Source organism: Enterobacter sp. 22452 (genome assembly GCF_052045065.1).
In the GTDB taxonomy this organism is placed as follows: domain Bacteria; phylum Pseudomonadota; class Gammaproteobacteria; order Enterobacterales; family Enterobacteriaceae; genus Enterobacter; species Enterobacter mori.
On the sequence record NZ_JBQEOB010000010.1, the window covers coordinates 18,569 to 42,717 of the forward strand.

Consider the following 24,149-nt stretch of genomic DNA (forward strand, 5'->3'; position numbering starts at 1 on the left):
TCCTCTTAATGCTTTGAATAAGGCGTTTCGACGCGGTCGAGAAACAGCGTGGCGGCAAGCAGGTCGGCAGCGCCGCCCGGTGACGCGTTGAGCGAGAGCATCTGGCGGTCTAAGCTCACCAGCGCCTGCTGGCCTTCGGGCGTAGCGCATCCTCCGGCGTTCAGTACCGCACGAGCACCGTTCTGCATGGCGTCCAGCCCCTCCATGCCGGCGCGCGACAGCACGCAGGTGTCGGTGAGTGACGTCATGATCGCCATCAGCGCGTCGAGCCTCGCATGCGTTTCGCTGCTGCCGTTGAGACGGCTGAGGCGAAGCTGCGGCAGCGCGCGCTGCATAACGTGCGGGAACGCCTGCTGCGCCTCTTCACGCGCGCCCGGCACGCGGTAGCGGTGCGTGGCGCGCAGCCCTTTGCTGAACACTTTCGGCGCCGCATCGTCCGGGAGTTTCGCCAGCTGAGCGGCGGTATTCGCGACGGCCTGCGCAGTCGCCTCCCCGCCCAGCATCGCCACCGCGCTCACCAGCAATCCCAGCGCCCAGATCGCACCACGGTGGGTATTAACCCCGTCGGTGGCTGCCATCATCTGCTGCTCGCCTTCGCGGCCAAGACGACCAACGGTTTGCCGAAGCGCAATGTCCGCCGGACGCTGCCAGCTCTGCTGCGCCAGCGCCTGAAACGTGGGGGTCAGGCTGTGCGCCGAGCGCTCCATCAGCGCAAGGGATAAATCGTGGTGCGCGCCGTTCCCCCGACTGTCCACCAGACCGGGTTTCGGGCTTAAACGTGCTTCGTCAATCAGACACTGCGTGGCGGTTCGCGCCAGCCATTCGGCACCGCCTTCAACCTGAATCTGGGGCAGAAGTTTCATTACCAGCTCCGGAATTTCGCAGGTGGGTTATACAGACCGCCGGACCACTCCACGAGGTCTGACACGCTGCCTGCCGCCAGCAGAGAGCGGGTGGCGTCGGTGCGGCGAATCCCCATATCTTCCGGATACACCACTTTGCCGCTCTGGCGCAGTTCCGCCACGCGTTTGGCGTCAACGCCCAGGCCGATATCGGTGATCCCCGCGACGGCGGCAACCATGGCCCGACGCTCTTCCAGATCTTTCGCCCGGTAGAGGTAGGCAATTCCCTCTTCCGTCAGCACGTGCGTCACGTCATCGCCGTAAATCATCACCGGAGCCAGCGGCATGCCGGAGGCTTTCGCCACGTCGACGGCATCGAGTTTTTCCACGAAGGTCGGCTTCACGCCCGCCTGGAAGGTTTCCACCATCTGCACGACCAGCTTTTTACCGCGCTGCATCGGATCCGGCTCGGTGATCATGTTCAGCCAGGCCGGGGTCGCATGACGACGACCGTGCGGGTCATGGCCCATATTTGGCGCACCGCCGAAGCCGGAAAGACGACCGCGGGTCACGGTTGAGGAGTTGGCATAGCCGTCAACCTGCAGCGTAGAGCCGATGAACATATCCACCGCGTACTGGCCTGCCAGCTGGCAGAAGGCGCGGTTGGAACGCATGGAGCCATCGGCACCGGTAAAGAAGACATCAGGACGGGCGCGGATGTACTCTTCCATCCCCAGCTCGCCGCCGAAGCAGTGCACGCTTTCCACCCAGCCGCTTTCAATGGCGGGGATCAGCGTCGGATGCGGGTTCAGCGTCCAGTGTTTACAGATTTTGCCCTTCAGGCCGAGCTGTTCGCCGTAGGTGGGCAGCAGCAGCTCAATCGCCGCGGTGTTAAAGCCGATACCGTGGTTCAGGGACTGCACCTGGTGTTCCGCATAGATGCCTTTGATCGCCATCATCGCCATCAGGATATGTTCCTGTTTGATCAGGCGCGGGTCGCGGGTGAACAGCGGTTCAATAAAGAACGGCTTGTCCGCAACGACCACGTAGTCGATCCAGGAGCCCGGAATATCGACGCGCGGCAGATCGCACTCGTCGTCCACCAGCTCGTTCACCTGCGCGATGACGATGCCGTCGTGGAACGCGGCGGCTTCCACCAGCGCCGGGGTATCTTCGGTACTCGCCCCGGTGTAGAGATTGCCTTTGCGGTCGGCTTTAAAACCGGCAATCAGCGCCACGTTGGGGGACAGGTCGACGTAGAGGCGCGAGTAGAGTTCGATGTAGGTGTGAATTGCACCGATTTCGAGCTGACCGTCTTCCAGCAGCTGCGAGATACGCAGGCTCTGTGTCCCGGAGAAGGAAAAATCCAGCTTGCGGGCGATGCCTTTTTCAAAGATATCGAGATGCTCGCTGCGGCCAACGCTCGGCATGATCATATGCAGGTCGTGAACGATTTGCGGGTTCACTTCAGCCAGCGAGCGGGAAAGGAAATCCGCCTGCTTCTGGTTGTTGCCTTCCAGCACAACTTTGTCGCCCGGGGCGATCAGTTTTTCCAGCATGGCGACAAGATCGCCGGTTGGCAGTACTTTGCCCTGCACCGGTACGGACGCCAGACGACGCGCTTTCTCGCTGCGTCGTGTGTTCCATTGCCGGGTGGGTGTTTGCCCAGATAACATTATTAACCTCCTGATTCAGCACATCATTCTGATTTGCTTAACGTTGAGTAAAGTCTGCGCTCTGGCGAGAAAGGCATCAATTAAGCGTAGAGCTGAATCATTAGCCTGAGAGTAATAATCAAGGTAAAGATTTGTGATCGGGATCAGTTCATGGTTCGGAAATCCAGGCTAAACGGGGTACAATTCGGAAGGTATAGTAAATTTCTGACAAGAATCAGCATCGCCCTTATGACCCAAATCATTCCATCAGACTTCGACATTGCAGCCGAAGAGAGCGCAGAGTTCGTGCCCATGCGCGGCGTGGCTAACCCCCACCTGCAAACCATGCTGCCGCGCCTGATCCGCCGCAAGGTGCAGTTCACCCCGCACTGGCAGCGCCTGGATTTGCCGGACGGCGACTTTTTAGATCTCGCCTGGAGCGAAGCGCCGGAGCAGGCCCGACACAAACCTCGCCTGGTGGTGTTTCATGGTCTGGAAGGCAGCCTGCACAGTCCCTACGCCCACGGTTTAATCGAGGCGGCGAAAGCCCGCGGCTGGCTGGCTGTGGTGATGCATTTTCGCGGCTGCAGCGGCGAGCCGAATCGCCAGAAGCGCATTTACCATTCCGGCGAAACCGAAGACGGCACCTGGTTCTTACACTGGCTGAGAGAAAATTTTGGCACGATGCCAACGGCGGCGGTGGGCTATTCGCTGGGCGGCAATATGCTGGCCTGCCTGCTGGCGAAAGAGGGTGATGCGGTTCCGCTGGATGCCGCTGTTATTGTCTCCGCCCCCTTTATGCTGGAGCAGTGCAGCTACCATATGGAAAAAGGGTTTTCTCGCGTCTATCAGCGCTACCTGCTCAACCTGCTGAAGGCCAACGCCGCGCGCAAGCTGAAAGCCTACCCTGATACCCTGCCGGTTAGCCTGCAGCAGCTCAAGCGCGTGAAGCGTCTGCGCGAGTTTGACGATCTGATTACCTCGAAGATCCACGGTTTTGCCGATGCGATTGACTATTACCGTCAGTGCAGCGCCATGCCGCTGTTGAATCAAATCACCACGCCGACGCTGATTATTCACGCCAAAGACGATCCGTTTATGGATCATCACTCCATTCCGGCACCGGAGCATTTACCGGCTAACGTGCAGTATCAGCTCACCGAGTACGGCGGGCACGTCGGCTTTGTTGGCGGCACGCTACGCAGGCCGAAAATGTGGCTGGAAACCCGCATCCCTGACTGGCTCACCTCTTTTCTGGACGGTAAAAAATGATTATCCCCTGGCAGGATCTCGCTCCCGAAACGCTCGATAATCTGATTGAAAGCTTTGTATTACGTGAAGGCACCGATTATGGTGAACAAGAACGTTCGCTCGAACAAAAGGTCAGCGATGTTAAGCGCCAGCTGAAAAGTGGCGACGTGGTGCTGGTGTGGTCCGAACTGCATGAGACGGTCAATATCATGCACCGCAACGCGTTTCACGGCTGATCTGTAAACCTTTCCAGTCAGGGAGTTGCTATGTCTGCCAGACATCCGGTTATTGCCGTAACGGGCTCAAGTGGTGCGGGTACCACCACCACAAGCCTCGCCTTTCGCAAGATTTTCGCACAGCTGAATCTCCGGGCGGCAGAAGTGGAGGGCGATAGCTTTCACCGCTATACGCGCCCGGAAATGGACATGGCCATCCGCAAGGCGCGCGATCTGGGCAAACACATCAGCTATTTCGGGCCGGAAGCCAACGATTTCAGCCTGCTGGAACAAACCTTCCGCGAATACGGGCAGAGCGGGACCGGGCAGTCCCGCAAATACCTGCACACCTACGACGAAGCGGTTCCCTGGAATCAGGTGCCGGGGACGTTCACCCCGTGGCAGCCGCTGCCGGAGCCGACCGACGTGCTGTTTTACGAAGGGCTACACGGCGGCGTGGTCACGCCTCAACACGACGTCGCGCGTCACGTGGATCTGCTGGTCGGCGTGGTGCCGATTGTTAACCTTGAATGGATCCAGAAACTGACGCGTGACATGAGCGAGCGTGGGCATTCTCGCGAAGCGGTGATGGATTCCGTCGTGCGCTCCATGGAGGATTACATCAACTTCCTGACGCCGCAGTTCTCCCGCACCCACATCAACTTCCAGCGCGTGCCGACGGTAGATACCTCCAACCCGTTTGCGGCCAAAACGATCCCGTCGCTGGATGAGAGCTTTGTCGTCATCCATTTCCGCAATCTCGAAGGCATTGATTACCCCTGGCTGCTGGCGATGCTGCAGGGCTCGTTTATTTCGCACATGAATACGTTGGTGGTGCCGGGCGGAAAAATGGGGCTGGCGATGGAGTTAATTATGACGCCGCTGGTCCAGCGACTGATGGAAGGGAAGCAGATCGCGTAAGTTGTTTTGCCCGGTGGCGCTGCGCTTACCGGGCCTACGGTCGTGCTTTTGTAGGGCGGGTCAGCGAAGCGCCACCCGCCAAAAGATTAAGCCTCGATCACTTCATACGAATGCGTGATTTTTACCGCTTTCTCCAGCATTAACGCCACAGAGCAGTATTTCTCCGCAGAAAGGTCTACGGCGCGTGATACTGCGGCATCTTTCAGTTCTTTACCGGTCACGATAAAGTGCAGATTAATGTGCGTGAACAGGCGTGGCGCCTCTTCGCGACGTTCGGAAGTAAGCTTCACTTCGCAATCGGTCACATCATGGCGACCTTTTTGCAAAATCGACACCACGTCAATTGCACTGCATCCGCCCGCCGCCATCAGCACCATCTCCATCGGGCTTGGGGCTTTGTCGCCGGAGTTACCGTCCATCAAAATCTGATGTCCAGAAGCGGATTCGCCCAGGAACGTTAAACCTTCAACCCATTTGACACGCGCTTGCATATTCATTAACTCCAACGTTGCATTTTTGGTGACAGATTACGCGTGCATTACATTTCTCGCAACGGAAGGCGACCTGCATCATGCTGAAGCGAGACACCAGGAGACACGCGGCAAAAGCTATGCTAAAACACTCTGGATGCTACAGTAATACATTGACGTTACACATGTATGCAGAGGACATCAAACTTTACTGGCTGCGAAACGTTACGACAGCCGACTTCCCAGGGTATGGGTAAGAATTCGATTGCAACCCCAGAGTCCGGATGCATCTTATGACTCTGGTGACAGCTTATAACAGAGGATAACAGCGCATGGTGCTTGGCAAACCGCAAACAGACCCGACTCTCGAATGGTTCTTGTCTCATTGCCACATTCATAAGTACCCATCGAAGAGCACGCTGATTCACCAGGGTGAAAAAGCGGAAACGTTGTATTACATCGTTAAAGGCTCGGTGGCAGTGCTGATCAAAGATGAAGAAGGGAAAGAGATGATCCTTTCTTATCTGAACCAGGGCGATTTCATCGGTGAACTGGGCCTGTTTGAAGAGGGCCAGGAACGTAGCGCCTGGGTTCGTGCAAAGACAGCATGTGAAGTGGCTGAAATTTCTTACAAGAAGTTCCGTCAGCTGATTCAGGTTAATCCTGACATCCTGATGCGTCTTTCTTCCCAGATGGCGCGCCGTCTGCAGGTGACGTCTGAGAAAGTGGGTAACCTCGCCTTCCTGGACGTGACCGGCCGTATCGCGCAGACCCTGCTGAACCTGGCGAAACAGCCAGACGCCATGACCCACCCTGACGGCATGCAAATTAAAATTACCCGCCAGGAAATTGGTCAGATCGTCGGTTGCTCCCGTGAAACAGTAGGCCGTATCCTGAAAATGCTGGAAGACCAGAACCTGATCTCCGCCCACGGTAAAACCATCGTGGTTTACGGAACGCGTTAATTCCGCTTAAACGGCGTGGCATCGCAAGGTGTCACGCCGTTTTTGTCTCTACTCCCCATGTGGCGCAGGCTGATCTATCACCCGGAAGTTAACTACGCACTGCGACAAACGCTGGTGTTGTGCCTTCCTGTGGCCGTGGGCCTGATCCTCGGACACCTCCAGCAAGGTCTGCTGTTTTCCCTCGTGCCCGCCTGCTGCAACATTGCCGGTCTGGACACGCCGCATAAGCGCTTTTTCAAACGCCTGATTATCGGTGGCTGTCTGTTTGCTGGCTGTAGTCTCGCCGTACAGCTCCTGCTTGCCCGTGATATCCCGCTGCCCCTGATCCTGACCGTGCTGGCGATGACGCTTGGCGTGACGGCGGAAATCAGTTCGCTGCACGCGCGCCTGCTGCCCGCCTCGTTGATTGCGGCTATCTTCACCCTGAGCCTCGCCGGGAATATGCCGGTATGGGAGCCGCTGCTGATCTACGCCCTTGGCACGCTCTGGTACGGGGTGTTTAACTGGTTCTGGTTTTGGCTCTGGCGGGAACAGCCGCTGCGTGAATCCCTGAGCCTGCTCTATGTGCAGCTTGCGGATTACTGTGAAGCCAAATACACCCTGCTCACCCAGCATACCGACCCGGAGAAATCCCTGCCGCCGCTGCTGACGCGCCAGCAAAAGGTTGTCGACCTGATTAGCCAGTGCTACCAGCAACTGCACATGCTTGCCGCCAACAAGAACCACGAATACAAACGGCTGCTGCGCACCTTCCAGGTCGGGCTGGACCTGCAGGAGCATATCTCCGTTAGCCTTCACCACCCGCAGGAAGTACAAAAGCTGGTAGAGCGTAGCCATGCAGAAGCGGTGATCCGCTGGAACGCCCAGACCGTCGCCGCGCGGCTTAAGGTACTGGCTGACGATATTCTCTATCACCGCTACCCCACGCGTTTTAACATGGATAAACAGCTCGGCGCGCTGGAGAAAATCGCCCGTCAGCATCCGGATAACCCGGTAGGCCAGTTTGCCGCCTGGCACTTCAGCCGTATCGCCCGCGTGTTGCGTACGCAGCGCCCGCTTTATCCCCGCGACCTGATGGCGGATAAGCAGAAACGTCTGCCGCTGCTGCCTGCGCTCAAAAGCTATCTGTCACTGAAATCCGCCGCCCTGCGCAACGCGGCGCGGATAAGCGTGATGCTGAGCATTGCCAGCCTGATGGGCATGGCGCTGCACCTGCCTAAACCCTACTGGATCTTAATGACCGTGCTGTTTGTCACGCAGAACGGCTACGGGGCCACGCGAGTGCGTATCTTCCACCGGGCTGGCGGAACGCTAGCCGGGCTGATTATTGCGGGCGTGACGCTTCACTTCCACGTGCCGGAAGGCTATACGCTGGTCGGGATGCTGGCGATCACCATGGTGAGCTATCTGATCATCCGTAAAAATTACGGCTGGGCGATGGTGGGCTTTACGGTCACGGCGGTGTACACCCTGCAGCTGCTCACGCTCAACGGCGAGCAGTTTATCGTGGCTCGTCTGGTCGATACACTGATTGGCTGCCTGATTGCCTTCGGCGGTATGGTCTGGCTGTGGCCGCAGTGGCAGAGCGGATTGCTCAGGCAGAACGCCCATGACGCGCTGGAAGCCGACCAGCAGGCCATTCGCCTGATCCTTAGCGACGACCCGCAGCCCTCCCCGCTGGCTTATCAGCGGATGAAGGTCAACCAGGCGCACAACGCCCTGTTCAACTCGCTCAATCAGGCGATGCAGGAGCCGGGGTTTAATTCACACTATCTTGCAGACATGAAGCTGTGGGTGACACACAGCCAGTTTATCGTCGAGCACATTAACGCCATGACCACGCTGGCGCGCGAGCACACGATGCTGACGCCGGATCTGGCGCAGCGCTATTTGCAGTCGTGTGAAATTGCGTTGCAGAGGTGTCAGCAGCGTCTGGAGTATGACTCGCCGGGTGAATCGGGAGATTCGAATATTCTGGAAGCGCCTGAAACGCTGACCCACGGGCCGATGAGCACCCTTGAGCAGCATCTGCAGCGCGTTCTGGGGCATTTGAACACCATGCACACCATTTCATCGGTGGCATGGCGTCAGCGCCCGCATCACGGGATTTGGTTAACGCGACGGTTAAAGCGAACCGAGTATTAGCCTTTAACGATCTTCGCGACCGCCGCGGCAAAGCGGGTTAACCCGTCCTCAATATCTTTATCTTCCACCACCAGCGACGGCGCAAAGCGCATCACGTCAGGTCCGGCATTGAGCACCATCACCCCTTCGTGCGCGGCGGCGTGCAGGAAATCACGCGCGCGGCCTTTGAACTGCGGCTTCAGCTCGGCGCCAATAAGCAGCCCCATGCCGCGGATCTCGCTGAAAACATCATATTCATCGTTAATCTGCTGGAGATGCTTCACGAACAACTCGCGCTTCGCGCTAACGCCGTTCAGCACCTCAGGCGTATTGATAATATCAAACGCGGCACCCGCCACGGCGCTCGCCAGCGGGTTGCCGCCGTAGGTAGAGCCGTGAGAGCCGACGTGGAACGCAGAGGCAATCTCCTGCGTCGTCAGTACCGCACTCACCGGGAAACCGCCGCCGAGCGCTTTGGCGCTGGTCAGGATGTCCGGCGTCACGCCATAGTGCATGTAGGCAAACAGATCCCCGGTGCGCCCCATGCCGCACTGCACTTCATCAAAGACCAGTAGCGCCTGATGCTCGTCACACAGTTCGCGCAGCCCTTTCAGGAATTCCGGCGTCGCTGCGGTCACGCCGCCTTCGCCCTGAATAGGCTCGACCACCACCGCGCAGGTGTGGTCGTCCATTACCGCTTTCACGGCATGCAGATCGTTAAACGGCACGTGGACAATATCTGCCGGTTTCGGGCCGAAGCCGTCGGAATACTTCGGCTGGCCGCCAACGGAGACGGTAAAGAAGGAGCGTCCGTGGAAGGCATTATGAAAGGCGATGATTTTGGTTTTGTACGGGCTGTGGCGCGTGGTGGCGTAGTAGCGCGCCAGCTTAAAGGCGGTTTCGTTGGCTTCGGTGCCGGAGTTCATAAACAGCACGCGTTCCGCGAAGGTGGCATCGATGATCTTACGCCCCAGACGAAGCGCCGGTTCGTTGGTGAACACGTTGCTGGTGTGCCACAGGGTTTCGCCCTGAGTTTTCAGCGCCTCCACCAGCGCGGGATGGCAATGGCCCAGCGCCGTCACCGCAATCCCGCCCGCGAAATCAACATACTCTTTACCCTGCTGATCCCAGACGCGGCTGCCTTTCCCCTTCACAGGGATAAACTCAGCCGGTGCATAAATCGGCAGGATCACTTCATCAAATGTTGCACGGGTAATTGCTGGTTGTTCAGTTGCCATGTCATGACCATCCATTTTTATGTCACAGTGATTGTGAAAATATAATCACAAAATATGCATAAAAAATCACAGCAAGGCAACAGATATTCAGCGATTGAGGAAATTTGCCAGCAGCGCGTGTCCCTGCTCGCTGAGGATGCTTTCCGGATGGAATTGCACGCCTTCGAGATCCCACTCGCGGTGACGGATCCCCATGATCTCCTGCGTCTCGCTCCAGGCGGTGACCTCAAAGCAGGCGGGTAGCGTCGGCGGGTCAATGACCAGAGAATGGTAGCGCGTCACGGTTAACGGATTATTTAACCCTGCGAATACGCCCGTGCCGGTGTGGGTGACCGGAGAGGTTTTCCCGTGCATCACTTTCGCCGCGCGCACGATGGTGGCACCAAACGCCTGGGCAATAGCCTGATGGCCCAGGCAGACGCCCAGAATAGGCAGTTTGCCTGCATAGTGGCGGATAACATCCAGAGAAATGCCCGATTCCGAGGGCGTACACGGCCCCGGTGAAATCACGATTTTCTGCGGGGCCAGCGTGTCGATATCGGCCAGGGTGAGGTCATCATTACGGCGGACAACCACCTCTGCACCCAGTTCACAAAAATACTGGTAAAGGTTCCAGGTGAAGGAATCGTAGTTATCAATCAGCAGAATCATGGCGGCTCCCGAAAAAAATGCCGCCCTATTCTACTCAGATTCCCGTGCTTCGCTCACTACTTTGGCAAAGATAGCGCTCAGCGCGGTCAAATCGCCCATTGCGCCGCTTCGGTTAGCCGCCACCCACTGCTCGGGATCGATATCCCGCCAGTCCAGCGCGTAACCCGCGTGGATCGCCAGCTGCTCGAAGAAGACGCGTTGGGCAATGCCGTTGCCGCGCATAAAAGGATGCAGCATATTGATTTCACAGTAGTAATGGCTAACTTTGTCAACAAAAGCCGCCTTCTCAAGACCCACAAGATACTTTTCGCTTTCAAGCGCCGCCATCAGCTCGTTGCCCATCTTCTCGATGTACTCGAAATGGCAGAAGGGAATGTCGCCCTTAAAAATATCGTCGGTACGGAATTCGCCTGCCCGCTTCATCTCACTGTGATACAGATGGCGGTGAATCAGGCACAGATGGGGCAACCCGGGCGCGGATGGCCCAAGCTCCAGCGTTTCGATGTGGGGCGCTGAAGGACCATGACCTTTTTCAAGGAGACAACTGGCCTGCAAATTGACGCTACGCTGCTGTTCCCAGAGACGGGATTTTTGCTTGTCGGTGAGTTTTTTCACTTAACGCCTCCCTGAATAGTCCGTTTGCCACAAGTATAAGCAGCAAAACGCGCTTTCGCAGGGAGGGCTACATAACGCGGGCAGATGAAACCCGCGTTCAGAAGAGTTACGGCAGAACTTTTGCGGACAGGATAACGATCGGTTTTGACGGGACATTCTGATACGGGCCGACGTCGTGAGTAGGCACCTGAGAAATCTTGTCGGCCACGTCCATCCCTTTCACGATTTTACCGAAGACGGCATAGCCAAAGTCACGCTGGCCGTGGTCAAGGAAGGCGTTATCCGCCACGTTGAGGAAGAACTGGCTGGTCGCGCTGTCTTTATCGGCGGTACGCGCCATGGAGATAGTGCCGCGCTTGTTCAGCAGGCCATTGTCCGCTTCGTTTTTAATCGGCGGGTTTGGCTGCTTCTGCTGCATCTGCTCGTTGAAACCGCCGCCCTGCACCATAAAGCCCGGGATCACGCGGTGGAAAGTAGTGTTGTTGTAGAACCCACTGTTCACGTAGTCGAGGAAGTTTTTCACAGAAACAGGGGCTTTCTGGCTGTTCAGTTCCAGCTCAATATTCCCGGCAGAGGTGGTCAACAGGACGTGAGGGTCACCCTTGGCTGCCAGCGCAGCAGGGGAAACGGCAGAAAGAGCAAACACAGCTGCAACAGCCGCCAGTGTTGATTTGAGCATGAGAATTCCTTAACAAAGCGCAGTATAAAAAGCGAATGGCTTGATTCTAAAGAGCAGTATGAACGGAGACCAGCCTTTTACCTAATTTTACGAAATTGAAACAGTTGTTACCGCGCAAACGATTGGTAATGGCGCTATTTTACGTGATCTGCATCACACAAAAGCATGCAAATGTGATCAATATTTTCTGAAAAGATTTAATTAGATCACTTTCGAGTCTAAAATCTGCCCGCTCTCAGCGCCTTCCCGGCGCTTTTCTTTTTCTGAACAGGCCAGACATGACTAACAGCAATCGCATCAAGCTCACATGGATCAGCTTCTTCTCCTACGCCCTGACCGGCGCGTTGGTGATCGTCACCGGGATGGTGATGGGAAATATCGCAGACTACTTCCAGCTGCCCGTTTCCAGCATGAGTAACACCTTTACCTTCCTGAACGCGGGGATCCTGATCTCTATCTTCCTGAATGCCTGGCTGATGGAAATTGTGCCACTGAAAACCCAGCTGCGTTTCGGCTTTGTGCTGATGGTCGCCGCCGTGGCGGGCCTGATGCTGAGCCACAGCATCGCCCTGTTCTCCGCCGCCATGTTCGTACTCGGTCTGGTCAGCGGGATCACCATGTCGATCGGTACGTTCCTGATTACCCATATGTATGAAGGCCGCCAGCGCGGCGCGCGCCTGCTGTTTACCGACTCCTTCTTCAGCATGGCCGGTATGATCTTCCCGATGGTGGCTGCCGTTCTGCTGGCGCGCAGCATCGAGTGGTACTGGGTTTATGCCTGCATCGGTCTGGTCTACGTGGCGATCTTTATCCTGACCTTCGGCTGCGACTTCCCCGTGCTGGGCAAGAAAGCACAGACTACCGCAGAACCCGTCGCGAAAGAGAAATGGGGCATTGGCGTGCTGTTCCTCTCCGTTGCCGCCCTGTGCTACATCCTGGGCCAGCTGGGCTTTATCTCCTGGGTACCGGAATACGCGAAAGGGCTGGGCATGAGCCTGAACGACGCGGGTAAGCTGGTGAGTGATTTCTGGATGTCATACATGTTCGGCATGTGGGCGTTTAGCTTCATCCTGCGCTTCTTCGACCTGCAGCGTATTCTGACCGTGCTGGCGGGCCTGGCAACCGTGCTGATGTATCTGTTCATCAATGGTTCGCCGGAACATATGCCGTGGTTCATTCTGACCCTGGGCTTCTTCTCCAGCGCGATCTACACCTCGATCATTACCCTGGGCTCTCTGCAGACCAAAGTGGCCTCGCCGAAGCTGGTTAACTTCGTCCTGACCTGCGGCACCATCGGCACCATGCTGACCTTCGTGGTCACAGGCCCGATCGTCGCCCACAGCGGTCCGCTGGCGGCGCTGCACACCGCGAACGGTCTGTATGCCGTGGTGTTCATCATGTGCTTCATCCTGGGCTTCGTGACCCGCCACCGCCAGCACAACGTCGCAGCGGCGTCTCACTAACGTCTACGCCCCTTTGCGCTCGGCAGAGGGGCTGTTTCTGGCAAAGCTCACCTCTTCTCCCCCGACATCCATCTGGATCCACGTCTGCGCCAGCTGCGTCGTGGCAATCACGCGTCCCTGACGAATCGACCAGCGCACCGGCACCTGGCAGCGCACCGCTTCAAACCCGCTCTCCGCAGGCAGAATAATCAGGTTTGCCGGGTTCCCCGTCTTAATACCGTAATCGCTCAGGCCAAAGGTCCGGGCGCTGTTATGGGTGATCAGGTTCAGGCCGTTGTCGATTTGCGGATAGCCCATCATCTGACAGACGTGCAGTCCCATATGCAGCACCTGCAGCATATTGCCGGTCCCGAGCGGATACCAAGGGTCAAACACATCATCGTGACCAAAGCAGACGTTAATGCCCGCGTCCTGCAGCTCTTTCACGCGCGTGATGCCGCGGCGTTTCGGGTAGTCATCAAAGCGCCCCTGCAGGTGGATATTCACCAGCGGGTTAGCGACGAAGTTAATCCCTGACATTTTCAGCAGGCGGAACAATCGCGAGGTGTATGCGCCGTTGTAGGAGTGCATGGCGGTAGTATGGCTGGCCGTCACGCGCGGACCGATGCCTGCTTCATATGCCAGCGTCGCCACCGTCTCGACAAAGCGCGACTGTTCGTCGTCAATTTCGTCGCAGTGAATATCCAGCGGGCGGTCATATTTCTTCGCCAGATCAAAAGCGATATGCAGCGACTGGACGCCATACTCGCGGGTGAACTCGAAGTGCGGGATCGCCCCCACCACGTCGGCCCCCAGCTTTAACGCCTCTTCCAGCAGCGCCGCGCCGTTCGGGTAAGAGAGGATCCCCTCCTGCGGGAACGCGACGATTTGCAGCGTCACCCACGGCGCGACCTCCTGCTTCACCTCCAGCATCGCCTTCAGGGCGGTGAGCGTCGGATCAGAGACATCCACATGGGTGCGGACAAACTGGATGCCGTTGGCGATTTGCCACTTCAGCGTTTTCCAGGCGCGCGCTTTCACATCCTCATGGCTGAGCAGCGCCTTGCGCTCGGCCCAACGCTCAATACCTTCGAACAGGGTGCCGGACTGGTTCCAGTTTGGCTCCCCCGCCGTCTGGGTGGTATCGAGATGAATATGCGGCTCGATAAACGGCGGGATCGCCAGCCCGCCGCGCGCATTCAGGATTTCGTAACTTTCGGCATGGGTATCATCCATTGGTGTGATATCACCAAAACGACCGTTCTCGATGGCGATTTGCCACAGCCCTTCCCGACCCGGTAAGCGAACATTCTGGACAAGCCAAAGCGGTGTTGTAGACATACCTTTCTCCCGAAAAACACGGCTGATATTTAGGAGTACGCATTTTCAAAAAACGCACTCTATTTTGTACACAAAATCAACGAATACGAAAAGCCAGCAAATTCCATAACTTATAAAAATCCTGACAAATCAGTCATATACCACCTTGTGGGTAGGTGAAGGCGTATTTGATTTGCATCAATAAGTGCCCCTGCTGAATCGTTAAGGTAGGCAGTAATAGAAAAGAAATCGAGGCAAAAATGAGCAAAGTCAGACTCGCTATCATCGGTAACGGCATGGTCGGCCACCGCTTTATTGAGGATCTTCTCGATAAAGCCGACGCCGACCGTTTCGACATTACCGTGTTCTGTGAAGAACCCCGCAAGGCGTACGACCGTGTGCACTTGTCTTCCTACTTCTCCCATCATACCGCCGAAGAGCTCTCTCTGGTGCGTGAAGGTTTCTACGAGAAGCATGGCGTAAAAGTGCTGGTGGGCGAACGCGCCATCACCATCAACCGTCAGGAAAAAGTGATCCACTCCAGCGCCGGGCGTACGGTTTTTTACGACAAGCTGATCATGGCGACTGGCTCCTATCCGTGGATCCCGCCTATCAAAGGCTCGGAAACGCAGGATTGCTTCGTTTATCGTACCATTGAAGACCTCAACGCCATCGAATCCTGCGCCCGTCGAAGCAAACGCGGCGCGGTCGTCGGCGGCGGCCTGCTGGGTCTGGAAGCGGCTGGCGCGCTCAAAAACCTCGGCGTTGAAACCCACGTCATCGAATTTGCCCCGATGCTGATGGCCGAACAGCTGGACCACATGGGCGGTGACCAGCTTAAGCGTAAAATCGAAAGCATGGGCGTGAAGGTTCACACCAGCAAGAACACCAAAGAGATCGTGCAGGAAGGCACAGAAGCGCGCAAAACCATGCGCTTTGCCGACGGCAGCGAGCTGGAAGTGGACTTTATCGTCTTTTCCACCGGTATTCGTCCGCGCGACAAGCTGGCGACCCAGTGCGGTCTTGCCGTGGCGCAGCGCGGCGGGATCATGATTAACGATGCCTGCCAAACCTCCGATCCGGATATCTACGCCATCGGCGAATGCGCCAGCTGGAACAACCGCGTTTACGGTCTGGTCGCGCCGGGTTACAAAATGGCGCAGGTCGCCGTTGACCATATTCTCGGCAGCGAAAACGCGTTTACCGGCGCAGACATGAGCGCCAAGCTGAAGCTGCTGGGTGTGGACGTAGGCGGTATTGGCGATGCGCACGGTCGTACCCCGAATTCCCGCAGCTACGTCTACCTCGACGAAAGCAAAGAAGTCTACAAACGCCTCATCGTCAGCCAGGACAACAAAACCCTGCTCGGTGCGGTACTGGTGGGCGATACCAGCGACTTCGGCAACCTGCTCCAGCTGGTGCTGAACGCCATCGAGCTGCCGGAGAACCCGGACGCGCTGATCCTCCCGGCGCACGCCTCCAGCGGCAAGCCGTCTATCGGCGTGGATAAACTGCCGGACAGCGCGCAGATTTGCTCCTGCTTCGACGTCACCAAAGGCATGCTGATCTCCGCCATCAACAAAGGCTGCCACACCGTGGCGGCGCTGAAAGCGGAAACCAAAGCCGGTACCGGCTGCGGCGGCTGTATTCCGCTGGTCACTCAGGTGCTGAACGCCGAGCTGGCGAAACAGGGCATCGAAGTGAACAACAACCTGTGCGAGCACTTCGCGTATTCTCGCCAGGAGCTGTACCACCTGATCCGCGTGGAAGGCATCAAGTCCTTCGATGAACTGCTGGCGAAACACGGCCAGGGCTATGGCTGTGAAGTCTGTAAACCGACCGTCGGCTCCCTGCTGGCCTCCTGCTGGAACGAGTACGTGCTCAAGCCGGAACACACGCCGCTGCAGGACACCAACGACAACTTCCTGGCGAACATTCAGAAAGACGGCACCTACTCCGTCATCCCACGTTCCGCCGGTGGCGAAATCACGCCGGAAGGGCTGGTGGCCGTGGGCCGTATCGCCCGTGAATTTAACCTGTACACCAAAATCACCGGCTCCCAGCGTATCGGCCTGTTTGGCGCGCAGAAGGACGACCTGCCGGAAATCTGGCGTCAGCTGATTGAAGCGGGCTTTGAAACCGGCCACGCGTATGCCAAAGCGCTGCGTATGGCGAAAACCTGCGTGGGCAGCACCTGGTGCCGCTACGGCGTGGGCGACAGCGTGGGCTTCGGCGTGGAGCTGGAGAACCGCTACAAAGGCATCCGCACCCCGCACAAAATGAAGTTTGGCGTCTCCGGCTGTACCCGTGAATGTGCGGAAGCACAGGGTAAAGACGTGGGGATCATCGCCACCGAGAAAGGCTGGAACCTTTACGTCTGCGGCAACGGCGGGATGAAACCACGCCACGCGGACCTGCTGGCAGCGGATCTTGACCGCGACACGCTGATTCAGTATCTCGACCGCTTCATGATGTTCTACATCCGCACCGCCGATAAGCTGACCCGTACCGCCTCCTGGCTGGATAATCTGGAAGGCGGCATCGACTACCTGAAGTCCGTCATCATCGACGACAAACTGGGCCTGAACGAACAGCTGGAAGCCGAAATGGCTCGCCTGCGCGAGGCGGTGATCTGCGAGTGGACTGAAACCGTGAACACGCCTGCGGCGCAGACGCGCTTCAAACACTTTATCAACAGCACCCAGCGCGACCCGAACGTGCAGGTAGTGCCAGAGCGTGAACAGCATCGCCCGGCAACGCCGTATGAACGCATCCCAGTGACGCTGGTGGAGGAAAACGCATGAGCCAGTGGATAAACATTTGCGATATTAACGACATTATCCCCGCCACCGGCGTATGTGCGCTGCTGGGCAGCGAGCAGGTCGCGATTTTCCGCCCTCGCCACGATGAACAGGTTTATGCCATCAGCAATATTGACCCGTTCTTCGAGGCCAGCGTGCTCTCCCGTGGATTGATTGCCGAGCATCAGGGTGAACTGTGGGTTGCCAGCCCGCTGAAAAAGCAGCGCTTCAGCTTAACTGACGGACGCTGCATGGAAGATGAAAGTGTCTCCGTGAAACACTACGACGCCCGCGTGAAGGACGGCAAGGTGCAGCTGAAAGGCTAATCCCCCGCCTTTTCAATACGAAAAGCTTATGACCCCTTATGGGTAACGGCAGGAAAAACCGTATGTTCTGTACGATTCCTGCTGTTATCCTGACGTCAATCATTACCCCCTCCATGAATGCTGCGAGGTAACGTCGTGGATCACCTGCCGATATTTTGTCAATTACGCAACCGCGACTGCCTGCTCGTGGGTGGCGGCGACGTGGCTGAACGCAAAGCGCGCCTGCTGTTAGAGGCTGGCGCCCGACTCACCGTCAACGCCCTCGACTTCGCCCCACAGTTTGAGGTCTGGGCCCAGGAAGGGATGCTCACGCTGGAACAGGGTGAGTTTAATGAATCCCTGCTGGATACCTGCTGGCTGACCATCGCTGCGACGGATAACGATGAAGTGAACCAGCGCGTCAGCGACGCCTGCGAAGCGCGACGCATCTTCTGTAACGTGGTGGATGCGCCGAAAGAGGCCAGCTTCATCATGCCGTCGATTATCGACCGTTCGCCGCTGATGATCGCAGTGTCGTCCGGCGGTCGCTCGCCGGTTCTCGCCCGCCTGCTGCGGGAAAAGCTGGAGGCCGTGCTGCCCCAGCATCTTGGTCAGATAGCTCATTACGCCGGGCAGCTTCGTACCCGCGTGAAGCAAACTTTCTCGACCGTGGGCGAGCGTCGCCGCTTCTGGGAGAAATTCTTTGTTAACGACAGGCTGGCACAGTCGCTGGCGAATCAGGACGCGAAAGCCGTTGAAGAGACGACCGAACAGCTGCTAAGCGAACCGCTGGATCACCGCGGTGAAGTGGTGCTGGTGGGCGCAGGTCCCGGCGATGCAGGTTTGCTGACCCTGAAAGGGCTGCAGCAGATCCAGCAGGCCGATATTGTGGTTTACGATCGCCTGGTGTCCGATGACATCATGAATCTGGTGCGCCGCGACGCCGACCGCGTGTTCGTCGGTAAACGCGCGGGCTACCACTGCGTGCCCCAGGAGGAGATCAACCAGATCCTGCTGCGTGAAGCGCAAAAAGGTAAGCGTGTGGTGCGCCTTAAGGGCGGCGATCCGTTTATCTTTGGCCGCGGCGGCGAAGAGCTGGAAACCCTGTGCAACGCGGGCATTCCGTTCTCTGTCGTGCCGGGCATTACGGCGGCGTCAGGGTGTTCAGCCTACTCAGGCATTCCGCTGACCCACCGTGATTACGCCCAGAGCGTGCGTCTGGTGACGGGGCACCTGAAAACCGGCAGCGAGCTGGACTGGCACAACCTGGCCGCCGAAAAGCAGACGCTGGTGTTCTATATGGGGCTTAATCAGGCCGCGACTATTCAGGCGAAACTGCTGGAACACGGCATGGAGGCAGATATGCCCGTCGCGCTGGTAGAAAACGGTACCGCCATTACGCAGCGCGTGGTGGATGGTGTGCTGACACAGCTTGGTGAACTGGCGCAGCAGGTAGAGAGTCCGGCGCTGATTATTGTTGGCCGCGTGGTTGAACTGCGCGAAAAACTCAACTGGTTCTCTAATCACTAACGCATATCCGCCCTTCTTCGAGTAGTCCTTAACCGGACTACTCCCCTGTTACCGCTTGTCGATAACATACCGCCCTGAAATGGAACTTTTCCATTTATTCCCTCGTGTTACATCCAATTTAAGTTTCAAGACAAGGAATGCGTATGTTCAAACTGGCAAAAGCCGCCGTTCTGGTCGGCCTGTTATCGACTCTGACCGCCTGCACCGGTCACGTGCAAAACACCAAAAATAACTGCAGCTACGATTACCTGCTGCACCCGGCGATCTCCATTTCGAAGATCATCGGTGGCTGCGGCCCGGCGGCACAACAGTAAGCGATTTTCAGGCGTAAAAAAACCGGGATTTCCCGGTTTTTTAGTTTTGGTGGTGCGGCCTGATGCCCTCACCCTGGCCCTCTCCCACAGGGAGAGGGAACAAACCCTAAAAACGGTAACGTGGTTACCGTTTTGCTTTTACCTAAGGTTTCGCGACAAACCCAATTGCTTCGTACACCGCTTTCAGGGTTTCGGACGCGCGCGCGCTGGCTTTTTCCGCGCCGTCTTTCATGACCTTCTGCAGGAAGGCTTCGTCGTTGCGATAGCGGTTATAGCGCTCCTGAAGCTCGGTCAGCATGCCGGAAACGGCGTCTGCCACTTCACCTTTCAGGTGGCCATACATTTTGCCTTCGAAGTGCTGCTCCAGCTCAGGAATGCTCTGGCCGGTGACACCGGAGAGAATATCCAGCAGGTTGGAGACGCCCGCTTTGTTCTGCACATCGTAGCGCACAACAGGCGGCTCGTCGGAATCGGTCACAGCACGCTTGAGCTTTTTCACCACCGATTTCGGGTCTTCCAGCAGGCCGATAACGTTGTTGCGGTTATCATCTGACTTGGACATCTTCTTGGTCGGCTCCAGCAGCGACATCACGCGCGCACCGGATTTCGGAATGAACGGCTCTGGCACTTTAAACACATCGCCGTAAATTGCGTTGAAGCGCTGGGCGATATCACGGCTCAGCTCAAGGTGCTGCTTCTGGTCTTCACCCACCGGCACCTGGTTGGTTTGATACAGCAGGATGTCAGCCGCCATCAGCACCGGATAGTCAAACAGACCGGCGTTGATGTTTTCAGAGTAGCGCGCGGATTTATCCTTGAACTGGGTCATGCGGCTCAGCTCGCCGAAATAGGTGTAGCAGTTCAGCGCCCAGCCCAGCTGTGCGTGCTCTGGCACGTGAGACTGAACAAAGATGGTGCTCTTCTCTGGATCGATACCGCAGGCCAGATATAAAGCCAGGGTATCCAGCGTGGCTTTGCGCAGCTTCTCAGGATCCTGACGCGCGGTAATCGCGTGCAGATCGACGATGCAGTAAATGCAATGGTAATCATCCTGCATGCTGACCCACTGACGTAACGCACCCATGTAGTTACCAATGGTCAATTCACCTGACGGCTGTGCGCCACTAAAAACGATGGGCTTAGTCATTATTCAATTCCTGATGTTCACTGTGCGAAAGCCCGAGTGCGGGCAACAAATCTTTGAAGTGGTCGAACACGACATCCGGCTCACTCAGCGTGATGGCCTCACCGTAGTTGTAGCCATAGGTTAATCCCACGGAAGGACAGCCTGCCGCTCTGGCAGCCAGAATATCATTACGGGAATCACCGACAAAGAGCAGCTCCGCTGGCGTTAAGGATAATTTTCCTGCCACCAGCAGAAGCGGTTCCGGGTGCGGCTTTTTGTTCTGCACGTCGTCGCCGCCCACAATCACGGAGAAATACTTCGCGATATCCAGCGCTTCCAGAAGCGGTGCGACAAACGGCGTCGGCTTGTTCGTCACCAGACCCAGCGGGATGCCTTTGGCGTGAAGTGCGCTCAGCGTTTGTTCAACATCCGGGAACAGGAAGCTGCCCTCTTCAACGGTCTCTTCGTAGAAACGATCGAACAGTTTACGCAGAATACGCAACTGCTCATCTTTAGGAATGTCGGCGTGATCGACGCTCGGTTTACCCTGCGCAGCACGCTGCGATGCGCGTTCCTGACGAGCCCAGGTCAGGGCGCGATCCATCAGCACATCTGCGCCGTTGCCAATCCACGTCACCACGCGCTCTTCGCCCGCAACGGGTAATTCGAGAGCATACAGCGCCTGATCGACGGCGCTCGTTAAGCCAGGCGCGCTGTCGACCAGCGTGCCGTCGAGGTCAAATGCGATACCCCGGGTTGCCTGCAATTTATCCATGACTTACCTTCGCCAGTTCACGGCGCATTTCATCAATGACTTTTTTGTAATCCGGTTGGTCGAAAATCGCTGAGCCTGCAACGAACATATCCGCGCCCGCAGCCGCAATTTCACCAATGTTATTCACTTTCACGCCGCCATCCACTTCCAGACGAATATCGTAACCTGACTCGTCAATACGACGGCGCACTTCACGCAGTTTATCGAGCGTCTGAGGAATGAACGACTGGCCGCCAAAGCCCGGGTTAACGGACATCAGCAGGATCACGTCCAGCTTATCCATCACGTAATCGAGATAGCTCAGCGGCGTAGCCGGGTTAAAGACCAGGCCTGCTTTACAGCCGTTCTCTTTGATCAGCTGCAGCGTGCGGTCAACGTGTTCGGAGGCTTCCGGGTGGAAAGTGATGATACTGGCGCCCGCAGCGGCGAAATCAGGCACGATGCGATCAACCGGTTTTACCATCAGGTGCACGTCAATCGGTGCGGTAATGCCGTAGCTACGCAGCGCCTTGAGCACCATAGGACCGATGGTCAGATTGGGAACGTAGTGGTTATCCATAACGTCAAAATGGACGACATCCGCGCCAGCCGCCAGTGCGTTGGCGGTGTCTTCACCCAGGCGGGCAAAATCGGCCGACAGAATTGAGGGAGCAATCAAAAACTGTTTCATCCGCATCTCCTTGAAATGTGTTTACCGGCGGGCAAAACGGCTCAGGGGCGATAAAGAGCCAGGAGTTCGTCCACCTTTTTACGTGTGCCGCCGTTGCTGCTAATGCTACGCCGCACCTTGACCTGAAAATGCTTCGCGGCTTTGTACCATTCGCGCGTATCAGGGGTATCGTGATTCGAAATTAACACCGGAATTCTTTTGCTGACCAGCTTTTCCGCCATCTCCGCCAGACGCGCCTGCTCGGCAGGGCTGAAGCTGTTGGTGTGATAAGCGGTAAAATTCGCCGTCGCAGAGAGCGGGGCGTAAGGCGGGTCGCAGTAGACGACCGAGTTTACGCCAGCCAGCTCCATGCACTCCTCATAGGAGAGACAGTGGAATTCTGCATTCTGCGCTTTTTCAGCAAAGTGGTACAACTCATCCTGCGGGAAGTAAGGACGCTTGTAGCGACCAAACGGCACGTTAAATTCACCGCGCAGATTATACCGGCACAGGCCATTGTAGCCATGGCGGTTGAGGTAGAGGAACAACAGTGCGCGACGGAACGGATCCTGGCTCTGATTAAACTCAGTGCGGAACTGATAGTAAACGTCAGGATGGTTGTTCTCAGGGGTAAACAGCTTCCGCGCCTCTTCCACATACTCATCGGTACGCAGCTTAACAATGTTATAGAGGCTGATAAGGTCGCTGTTGATATCCGCCAGGATATAACGAGAAAAATCGGTATTCAGGAATACCGATCCAGCGCCCACGAAGGGCTCGATAAGACACTCGCCTTTCGGCAGGTGCTTTTTAATATCGTCGAGCAGGGGGTATTTCCCCCCTGCCCATTTCAGAAAAGCGCGATTTTTTTTCATGCTGACTAACTGATTACACCTTCTCCGGCTGTGGAGAAAGCTCCGACAGCATCCTGCGCTTTAAACATTACTTCAGATCGGCCTGCACCTGATGAATCGGCTTCGCCCACGGGTTCTTCGCCTGGACATCAGCGGGCAGTGTTGCAACGGCGCGTTTCGCTTCATCTTTAGAAGCATACACACCGCTTACCAGCACATACCACGGCTGCCCGTTGCGGGTCGTCTGATAAACAACGTAGTTTTTCAGATTTGATTTCTTCGCCCAACCGTTGAGGTTGTCATAGTTAGACGAACTGCTCAGCTGCAGGGTGTAATTGCTGGATGGCGCAGATTTCAGAGAACCCACGTTGCCTGCCGTTTTACCTGCTGCTGCGCTGGAAGTGGTTGCCGTTGCAGTTGGTGCTGCCGTCGCTGCTGGTGCCGTTGTGGTTGCTGTCGCTTTTGGCGCTGCTGTTGCCGTTGGCGCTTTCACCGGCTCGCTCACTGCAGGTTTGGTCTGCGCTGGCGCTTTCACTTCAGGCGCTTTAGCCACAGTCTGCGGCTTGCTTTCACGCTTCGGCTCAATTACGGCCTGTTTGCGTTCCTGGCGCGGTGCAGTCTGCGTCTGGCGCGGTTTGGTTTCCGTTGTCGGCGCGGTTGCCGTTGCTTGCGGTTGTGCATTGCTACCGCGAATCGGCGCGACGGTTGCAGGTTCAGTTGGCAGCGTAGAGTTGACCACCACGTTGTTCATCTGATCCTGGTTCTGAGGCTGCGTCAGTGCGTTGTTCAGATCGCCCTGAACCTCTACACGCTGCTGACCCTCTGGCGTAGCAGGTGCCTGCCCTTCGGTCGGGGTAGAAGAGACTGGCGGCAAAGACACATCCTGCGGAGGCGTGGTATTACCCGCAGTCTGCTCTGCAGACGTGGTACCCGGTGCAGGCTGCGCACCGTTTGCCTGGTCGGTCGCATCGTTACCTGACAGGTTGATGCTCTTCTCGGTAGAAGCCGTCTGATCGGCTGAATTCGTTGAGGGTGCTTTCAGCGCGGAACCAATGCCGACAATCAGCAGCAGCAGTACCAGAACGCCCAGCCCCATCATGATGTACTGGCGGGAAGCCGGTTTCGCCGCTACCGCTTTTTTACGTTTACGCGGGCGACGCTCTACAGGCTCTTCGTCCATTGAATCTTCTTCGGACTCATAATCCTCTTCTTCTCGCTCATCACGCGCGTTACGGCTGCGTGAAGGGCGACGATCGTCTGCATCCAGATCAACATCGTCAAAATTGATCTGCGGCTCGTTATCACGTTCTGAAGATTGACGAGAACGACCAGTACGACGATCGCTGGGATCGGGTTTCAGCTCGTCTTCTGGTTTGAATTCATCCATTTAACACCCCACTCAAAGGC

General features: G+C 56.9%; 23 protein-coding genes. 10 read left to right on the top strand and 13 right to left on the bottom strand.

What is annotated here, in order from left to right:
- Positions 1-5 precede the first annotated feature (5 nt).
- The gene (locus ACTJJA_RS21190) at positions 6-863 is read right to left on the bottom strand and encodes a triphosphoribosyl-dephospho-CoA synthase (protein ID WP_440669150.1); all 858 of its coding nucleotides are present in this window, start codon (positions 861-863) and stop codon (positions 6-8) included.
- Positions 863-2,518 carry a malonate decarboxylase subunit alpha gene (gene mdcA, locus ACTJJA_RS21195; RefSeq protein WP_010436323.1) on the bottom strand — a complete coding sequence of 552 codons (1,656 nt, stop codon included), beginning with the start codon at positions 2,516-2,518 and terminating at the stop codon, positions 863-865. The genes ACTJJA_RS21190 and mdcA overlap by 1 nt, the downstream gene beginning before the upstream one ends.
- Before the next feature lie 228 nt (positions 2,519-2,746).
- Here mdcA and ACTJJA_RS21200 point away from each other — a divergent pair, with 228 nt between their 5' ends.
- From ACTJJA_RS21200 to ACTJJA_RS21210, 3 genes are read left to right on the top strand one after another with little or no spacing between them, the layout of a single operon-like run.
- Positions 2,747-3,769 carry a hydrolase gene (locus ACTJJA_RS21200; protein ID WP_440669151.1) on the top strand — a complete coding sequence of 341 codons (1,023 nt, stop codon included), beginning with the start codon at positions 2,747-2,749 and terminating at the stop codon, positions 3,767-3,769.
- The gene (locus tag ACTJJA_RS21205; protein ID WP_010436326.1) at positions 3,766-3,984 is read left to right on the top strand and encodes a YheU family protein; all 219 of its coding nucleotides are present in this window, start codon (positions 3,766-3,768) and stop codon (positions 3,982-3,984) included. Before ACTJJA_RS21200 ends, ACTJJA_RS21205 begins: the two co-directional genes overlap by 4 nt.
- Positions 3,985-4,014: 30 nt before the next feature.
- Positions 4,015-4,884 carry a phosphoribulokinase gene (locus ACTJJA_RS21210; protein WP_010436329.1) on the top strand — a complete coding sequence of 290 codons (870 nt, stop codon included), beginning with the start codon at positions 4,015-4,017 and terminating at the stop codon, positions 4,882-4,884.
- A gap of 86 nt (positions 4,885-4,970) precedes the next feature.
- Here the strand turns inward: ACTJJA_RS21210 and ACTJJA_RS21215 are convergent, their stop codons facing one another.
- Positions 4,971-5,375, bottom strand: coding sequence for an OsmC family protein (locus tag ACTJJA_RS21215; RefSeq protein ID WP_010436331.1), 405 nt, complete (start codon positions 5,373-5,375; stop codon positions 4,971-4,973).
- Positions 5,376-5,686: 311 nt separating this feature from the next.
- Here ACTJJA_RS21215 and crp point away from each other — a divergent pair, with 311 nt between their 5' ends.
- Positions 5,687-6,319 (top strand): cAMP-activated global transcriptional regulator CRP, encoded by a 633-nt coding sequence (crp, locus tag ACTJJA_RS21220; protein WP_000242758.1) that lies wholly within the window; start codon positions 5,687-5,689, stop codon positions 6,317-6,319.
- 57 nt (positions 6,320-6,376) lie between these two features.
- The gene (locus tag ACTJJA_RS21225; RefSeq protein WP_440669182.1) at positions 6,377-8,464 is read left to right on the top strand and encodes a YccS/YhfK family putative transporter; all 2,088 of its coding nucleotides are present in this window, start codon (positions 6,377-6,379) and stop codon (positions 8,462-8,464) included.
- Here the strand turns inward: ACTJJA_RS21225 and argD are convergent.
- The 4 genes from argD to ppiA form a co-directional block, all read right to left on the bottom strand.
- On the bottom strand, positions 8,461-9,681 hold the full coding sequence (gene argD / locus ACTJJA_RS21230; protein WP_172701514.1) for a bifunctional acetylornithine/succinyldiaminopimelate transaminase: 1,221 nt from the start codon (positions 9,679-9,681) through the stop codon (positions 8,461-8,463). The two genes, ACTJJA_RS21225 and argD, sit on opposite strands and share 4 nt — an antisense overlap.
- Before the next feature lie 87 nt (positions 9,682-9,768).
- Positions 9,769-10,332: an aminodeoxychorismate synthase component 2 gene (pabA, locus tag ACTJJA_RS21235; protein ID WP_089598576.1), complete on the bottom strand. Its 564-nt coding sequence runs from the start codon at positions 10,330-10,332 to the stop codon at positions 9,769-9,771.
- A 30-nt stretch (positions 10,333-10,362) separates the two neighbouring features.
- Positions 10,363-10,947 carry a putative adenosine monophosphate-protein transferase Fic gene (locus tag ACTJJA_RS21240; protein ID WP_440669152.1) on the bottom strand — a complete coding sequence of 195 codons (585 nt, stop codon included), beginning with the start codon at positions 10,945-10,947 and terminating at the stop codon, positions 10,363-10,365.
- 106 nt (positions 10,948-11,053) lie between these two features.
- Positions 11,054-11,626, bottom strand: coding sequence for a peptidylprolyl isomerase A (gene ppiA / locus ACTJJA_RS21245; RefSeq protein WP_010436347.1), 573 nt, complete (start codon positions 11,624-11,626; stop codon positions 11,054-11,056).
- Positions 11,627-11,904: 278 nt separating this feature from the next.
- Here ppiA and tsgA point away from each other — a divergent pair, with 278 nt between their 5' ends.
- Positions 11,905-13,089 carry an MFS transporter TsgA gene (gene tsgA / locus ACTJJA_RS21250; RefSeq protein WP_440669153.1) on the top strand — a complete coding sequence of 395 codons (1,185 nt, stop codon included), beginning with the start codon at positions 11,905-11,907 and terminating at the stop codon, positions 13,087-13,089.
- A 3-nt stretch (positions 13,090-13,092) separates the two neighbouring features.
- Here tsgA and ACTJJA_RS21255 read toward each other — a convergent pair whose 3' ends face one another.
- On the bottom strand, positions 13,093-14,409 hold the full coding sequence (locus ACTJJA_RS21255) for a cytosine deaminase (protein ID WP_174340030.1): 1,317 nt from the start codon (positions 14,407-14,409) through the stop codon (positions 13,093-13,095).
- A gap of 239 nt (positions 14,410-14,648) precedes the next feature.
- On the opposite strand from ACTJJA_RS21255, the gene nirB reads away from it, so the two are divergent.
- The 4 genes from nirB (at position 14,649) to ACTJJA_RS21275 (ending at position 19,338) form a co-directional block, all read left to right on the top strand.
- Positions 14,649-17,192: a nitrite reductase large subunit NirB gene (gene nirB / locus ACTJJA_RS21260; RefSeq protein WP_440669154.1), complete on the top strand. Its 2,544-nt coding sequence runs from the start codon at positions 14,649-14,651 to the stop codon at positions 17,190-17,192.
- A complete protein-coding gene (gene nirD, locus ACTJJA_RS21265) occupies positions 17,189-17,515 on the top strand; it encodes a nitrite reductase small subunit NirD (RefSeq protein ID WP_042717791.1) in 327 nt (108 codons plus the stop codon). The genes nirB and nirD overlap by 4 nt, the downstream gene beginning before the upstream one ends.
- 135 nt (positions 17,516-17,650) lie before the next feature.
- Positions 17,651-19,024 (top strand): siroheme synthase CysG, encoded by a 1,374-nt coding sequence (gene cysG, locus ACTJJA_RS21270; RefSeq protein WP_172701518.1) that lies wholly within the window; start codon positions 17,651-17,653, stop codon positions 19,022-19,024.
- 143 nt (positions 19,025-19,167) lie between these two features.
- Positions 19,168-19,338 carry a YhfL family protein gene (locus ACTJJA_RS21275; RefSeq protein WP_008503029.1) on the top strand — a complete coding sequence of 57 codons (171 nt, stop codon included), beginning with the start codon at positions 19,168-19,170 and terminating at the stop codon, positions 19,336-19,338.
- 142 nt (positions 19,339-19,480) lie between these two features.
- On the opposite strand, the gene trpS is transcribed toward ACTJJA_RS21275, so the two are convergent.
- From trpS to damX, 5 genes are all read right to left on the bottom strand, one after another.
- The gene (gene trpS / locus ACTJJA_RS21280; RefSeq protein WP_010436358.1) at positions 19,481-20,485 is read right to left on the bottom strand and encodes a tryptophan--tRNA ligase; all 1,005 of its coding nucleotides are present in this window, start codon (positions 20,483-20,485) and stop codon (positions 19,481-19,483) included.
- The gene (gph, locus tag ACTJJA_RS21285) at positions 20,478-21,239 is read right to left on the bottom strand and encodes a phosphoglycolate phosphatase (RefSeq protein WP_100167359.1); all 762 of its coding nucleotides are present in this window, start codon (positions 21,237-21,239) and stop codon (positions 20,478-20,480) included. The genes trpS and gph overlap by 8 nt, the downstream gene beginning before the upstream one ends.
- On the bottom strand, positions 21,232-21,909 hold the full coding sequence (gene rpe, locus ACTJJA_RS21290) for a ribulose-phosphate 3-epimerase (RefSeq protein ID WP_010436362.1): 678 nt from the start codon (positions 21,907-21,909) through the stop codon (positions 21,232-21,234). Before rpe ends, gph begins: the two co-directional genes overlap by 8 nt.
- Positions 21,910-21,950: 41 nt before the next feature.
- Positions 21,951-22,763: an adenine-specific DNA-methyltransferase gene (dam, locus tag ACTJJA_RS21295; RefSeq protein WP_042715393.1), complete on the bottom strand. Its 813-nt coding sequence runs from the start codon at positions 22,761-22,763 to the stop codon at positions 21,951-21,953.
- Between the two features lie 67 nt (positions 22,764-22,830).
- Positions 22,831-24,129, bottom strand: coding sequence for a cell division protein DamX (damX, locus tag ACTJJA_RS21300; RefSeq protein ID WP_440669155.1), 1,299 nt, complete (start codon positions 24,127-24,129; stop codon positions 22,831-22,833).
- Positions 24,130-24,149: the final 20 nt, after the last annotated feature.

Excerpts from the sequence above, each read along its gene's own strand:
- ACTJJA_RS21190 (WP_440669150.1), bottom strand. The coding sequence starts at position 863 with ATGAAACTTCTGCCCCAGATTCAGGTTGAAGGCGGTGCCGAATGGCTG.
- mdcA (WP_010436323.1), bottom strand. The coding sequence starts at position 2,518 with ATGTTATCTGGGCAAACACCCACCCGGCAATGGAACACACGACGCAGC.
- ACTJJA_RS21200 (WP_440669151.1), top strand. The coding sequence starts at position 2,747 with ATGACCCAAATCATTCCATCAGACTTCGACATTGCAGCCGAAGAGAGC.
- ACTJJA_RS21205 (WP_010436326.1), top strand. The coding sequence starts at position 3,766 with ATGATTATCCCCTGGCAGGATCTCGCTCCCGAAACGCTCGATAATCTG.
- ACTJJA_RS21210 (WP_010436329.1), top strand. The coding sequence starts at position 4,015 with ATGTCTGCCAGACATCCGGTTATTGCCGTAACGGGCTCAAGTGGTGCG.
- ACTJJA_RS21215 (WP_010436331.1), bottom strand. The coding sequence starts at position 5,375 with ATGCAAGCGCGTGTCAAATGGGTTGAAGGTTTAACGTTCCTGGGCGAA.
- crp (WP_000242758.1), top strand. The coding sequence starts at position 5,687 with ATGGTGCTTGGCAAACCGCAAACAGACCCGACTCTCGAATGGTTCTTG.
- ACTJJA_RS21225 (WP_440669182.1), top strand. The coding sequence starts at position 6,377 with ATGTGGCGCAGGCTGATCTATCACCCGGAAGTTAACTACGCACTGCGA.
- argD (WP_172701514.1), bottom strand. The coding sequence starts at position 9,681 with ATGGCAACTGAACAACCAGCAATTACCCGTGCAACATTTGATGAAGTG.
- pabA (WP_089598576.1), bottom strand. The coding sequence starts at position 10,332 with ATGATTCTGCTGATTGATAACTACGATTCCTTCACCTGGAACCTTTAC.
- ppiA (WP_010436347.1), bottom strand. The coding sequence starts at position 11,626 with ATGCTCAAATCAACACTGGCGGCTGTTGCAGCTGTGTTTGCTCTTTCT.
- tsgA (WP_440669153.1), top strand. The coding sequence starts at position 11,905 with ATGACTAACAGCAATCGCATCAAGCTCACATGGATCAGCTTCTTCTCC.
- ACTJJA_RS21255 (WP_174340030.1), bottom strand. The coding sequence starts at position 14,409 with ATGTCTACAACACCGCTTTGGCTTGTCCAGAATGTTCGCTTACCGGGT.
- nirB (WP_440669154.1), top strand. The coding sequence starts at position 14,649 with ATGAGCAAAGTCAGACTCGCTATCATCGGTAACGGCATGGTCGGCCAC.
- nirD (WP_042717791.1), top strand. The coding sequence starts at position 17,189 with ATGAGCCAGTGGATAAACATTTGCGATATTAACGACATTATCCCCGCC.
- ACTJJA_RS21275 (WP_008503029.1), top strand. The coding sequence starts at position 19,168 with ATGTTCAAACTGGCAAAAGCCGCCGTTCTGGTCGGCCTGTTATCGACT.
- trpS (WP_010436358.1), bottom strand. The coding sequence starts at position 20,485 with ATGACTAAGCCCATCGTTTTTAGTGGCGCACAGCCGTCAGGTGAATTG.
- gph (WP_100167359.1), bottom strand. The coding sequence starts at position 21,239 with ATGGATAAATTGCAGGCAACCCGGGGTATCGCATTTGACCTCGACGGC.
- rpe (WP_010436362.1), bottom strand. The coding sequence starts at position 21,909 with ATGAAACAGTTTTTGATTGCTCCCTCAATTCTGTCGGCCGATTTTGCC.
- dam (WP_042715393.1), bottom strand. The coding sequence starts at position 22,763 with ATGAAAAAAAATCGCGCTTTTCTGAAATGGGCAGGGGGGAAATACCCC.
- damX (WP_440669155.1), bottom strand. The coding sequence starts at position 24,129 with ATGGATGAATTCAAACCAGAAGACGAGCTGAAACCCGATCCCAGCGAT.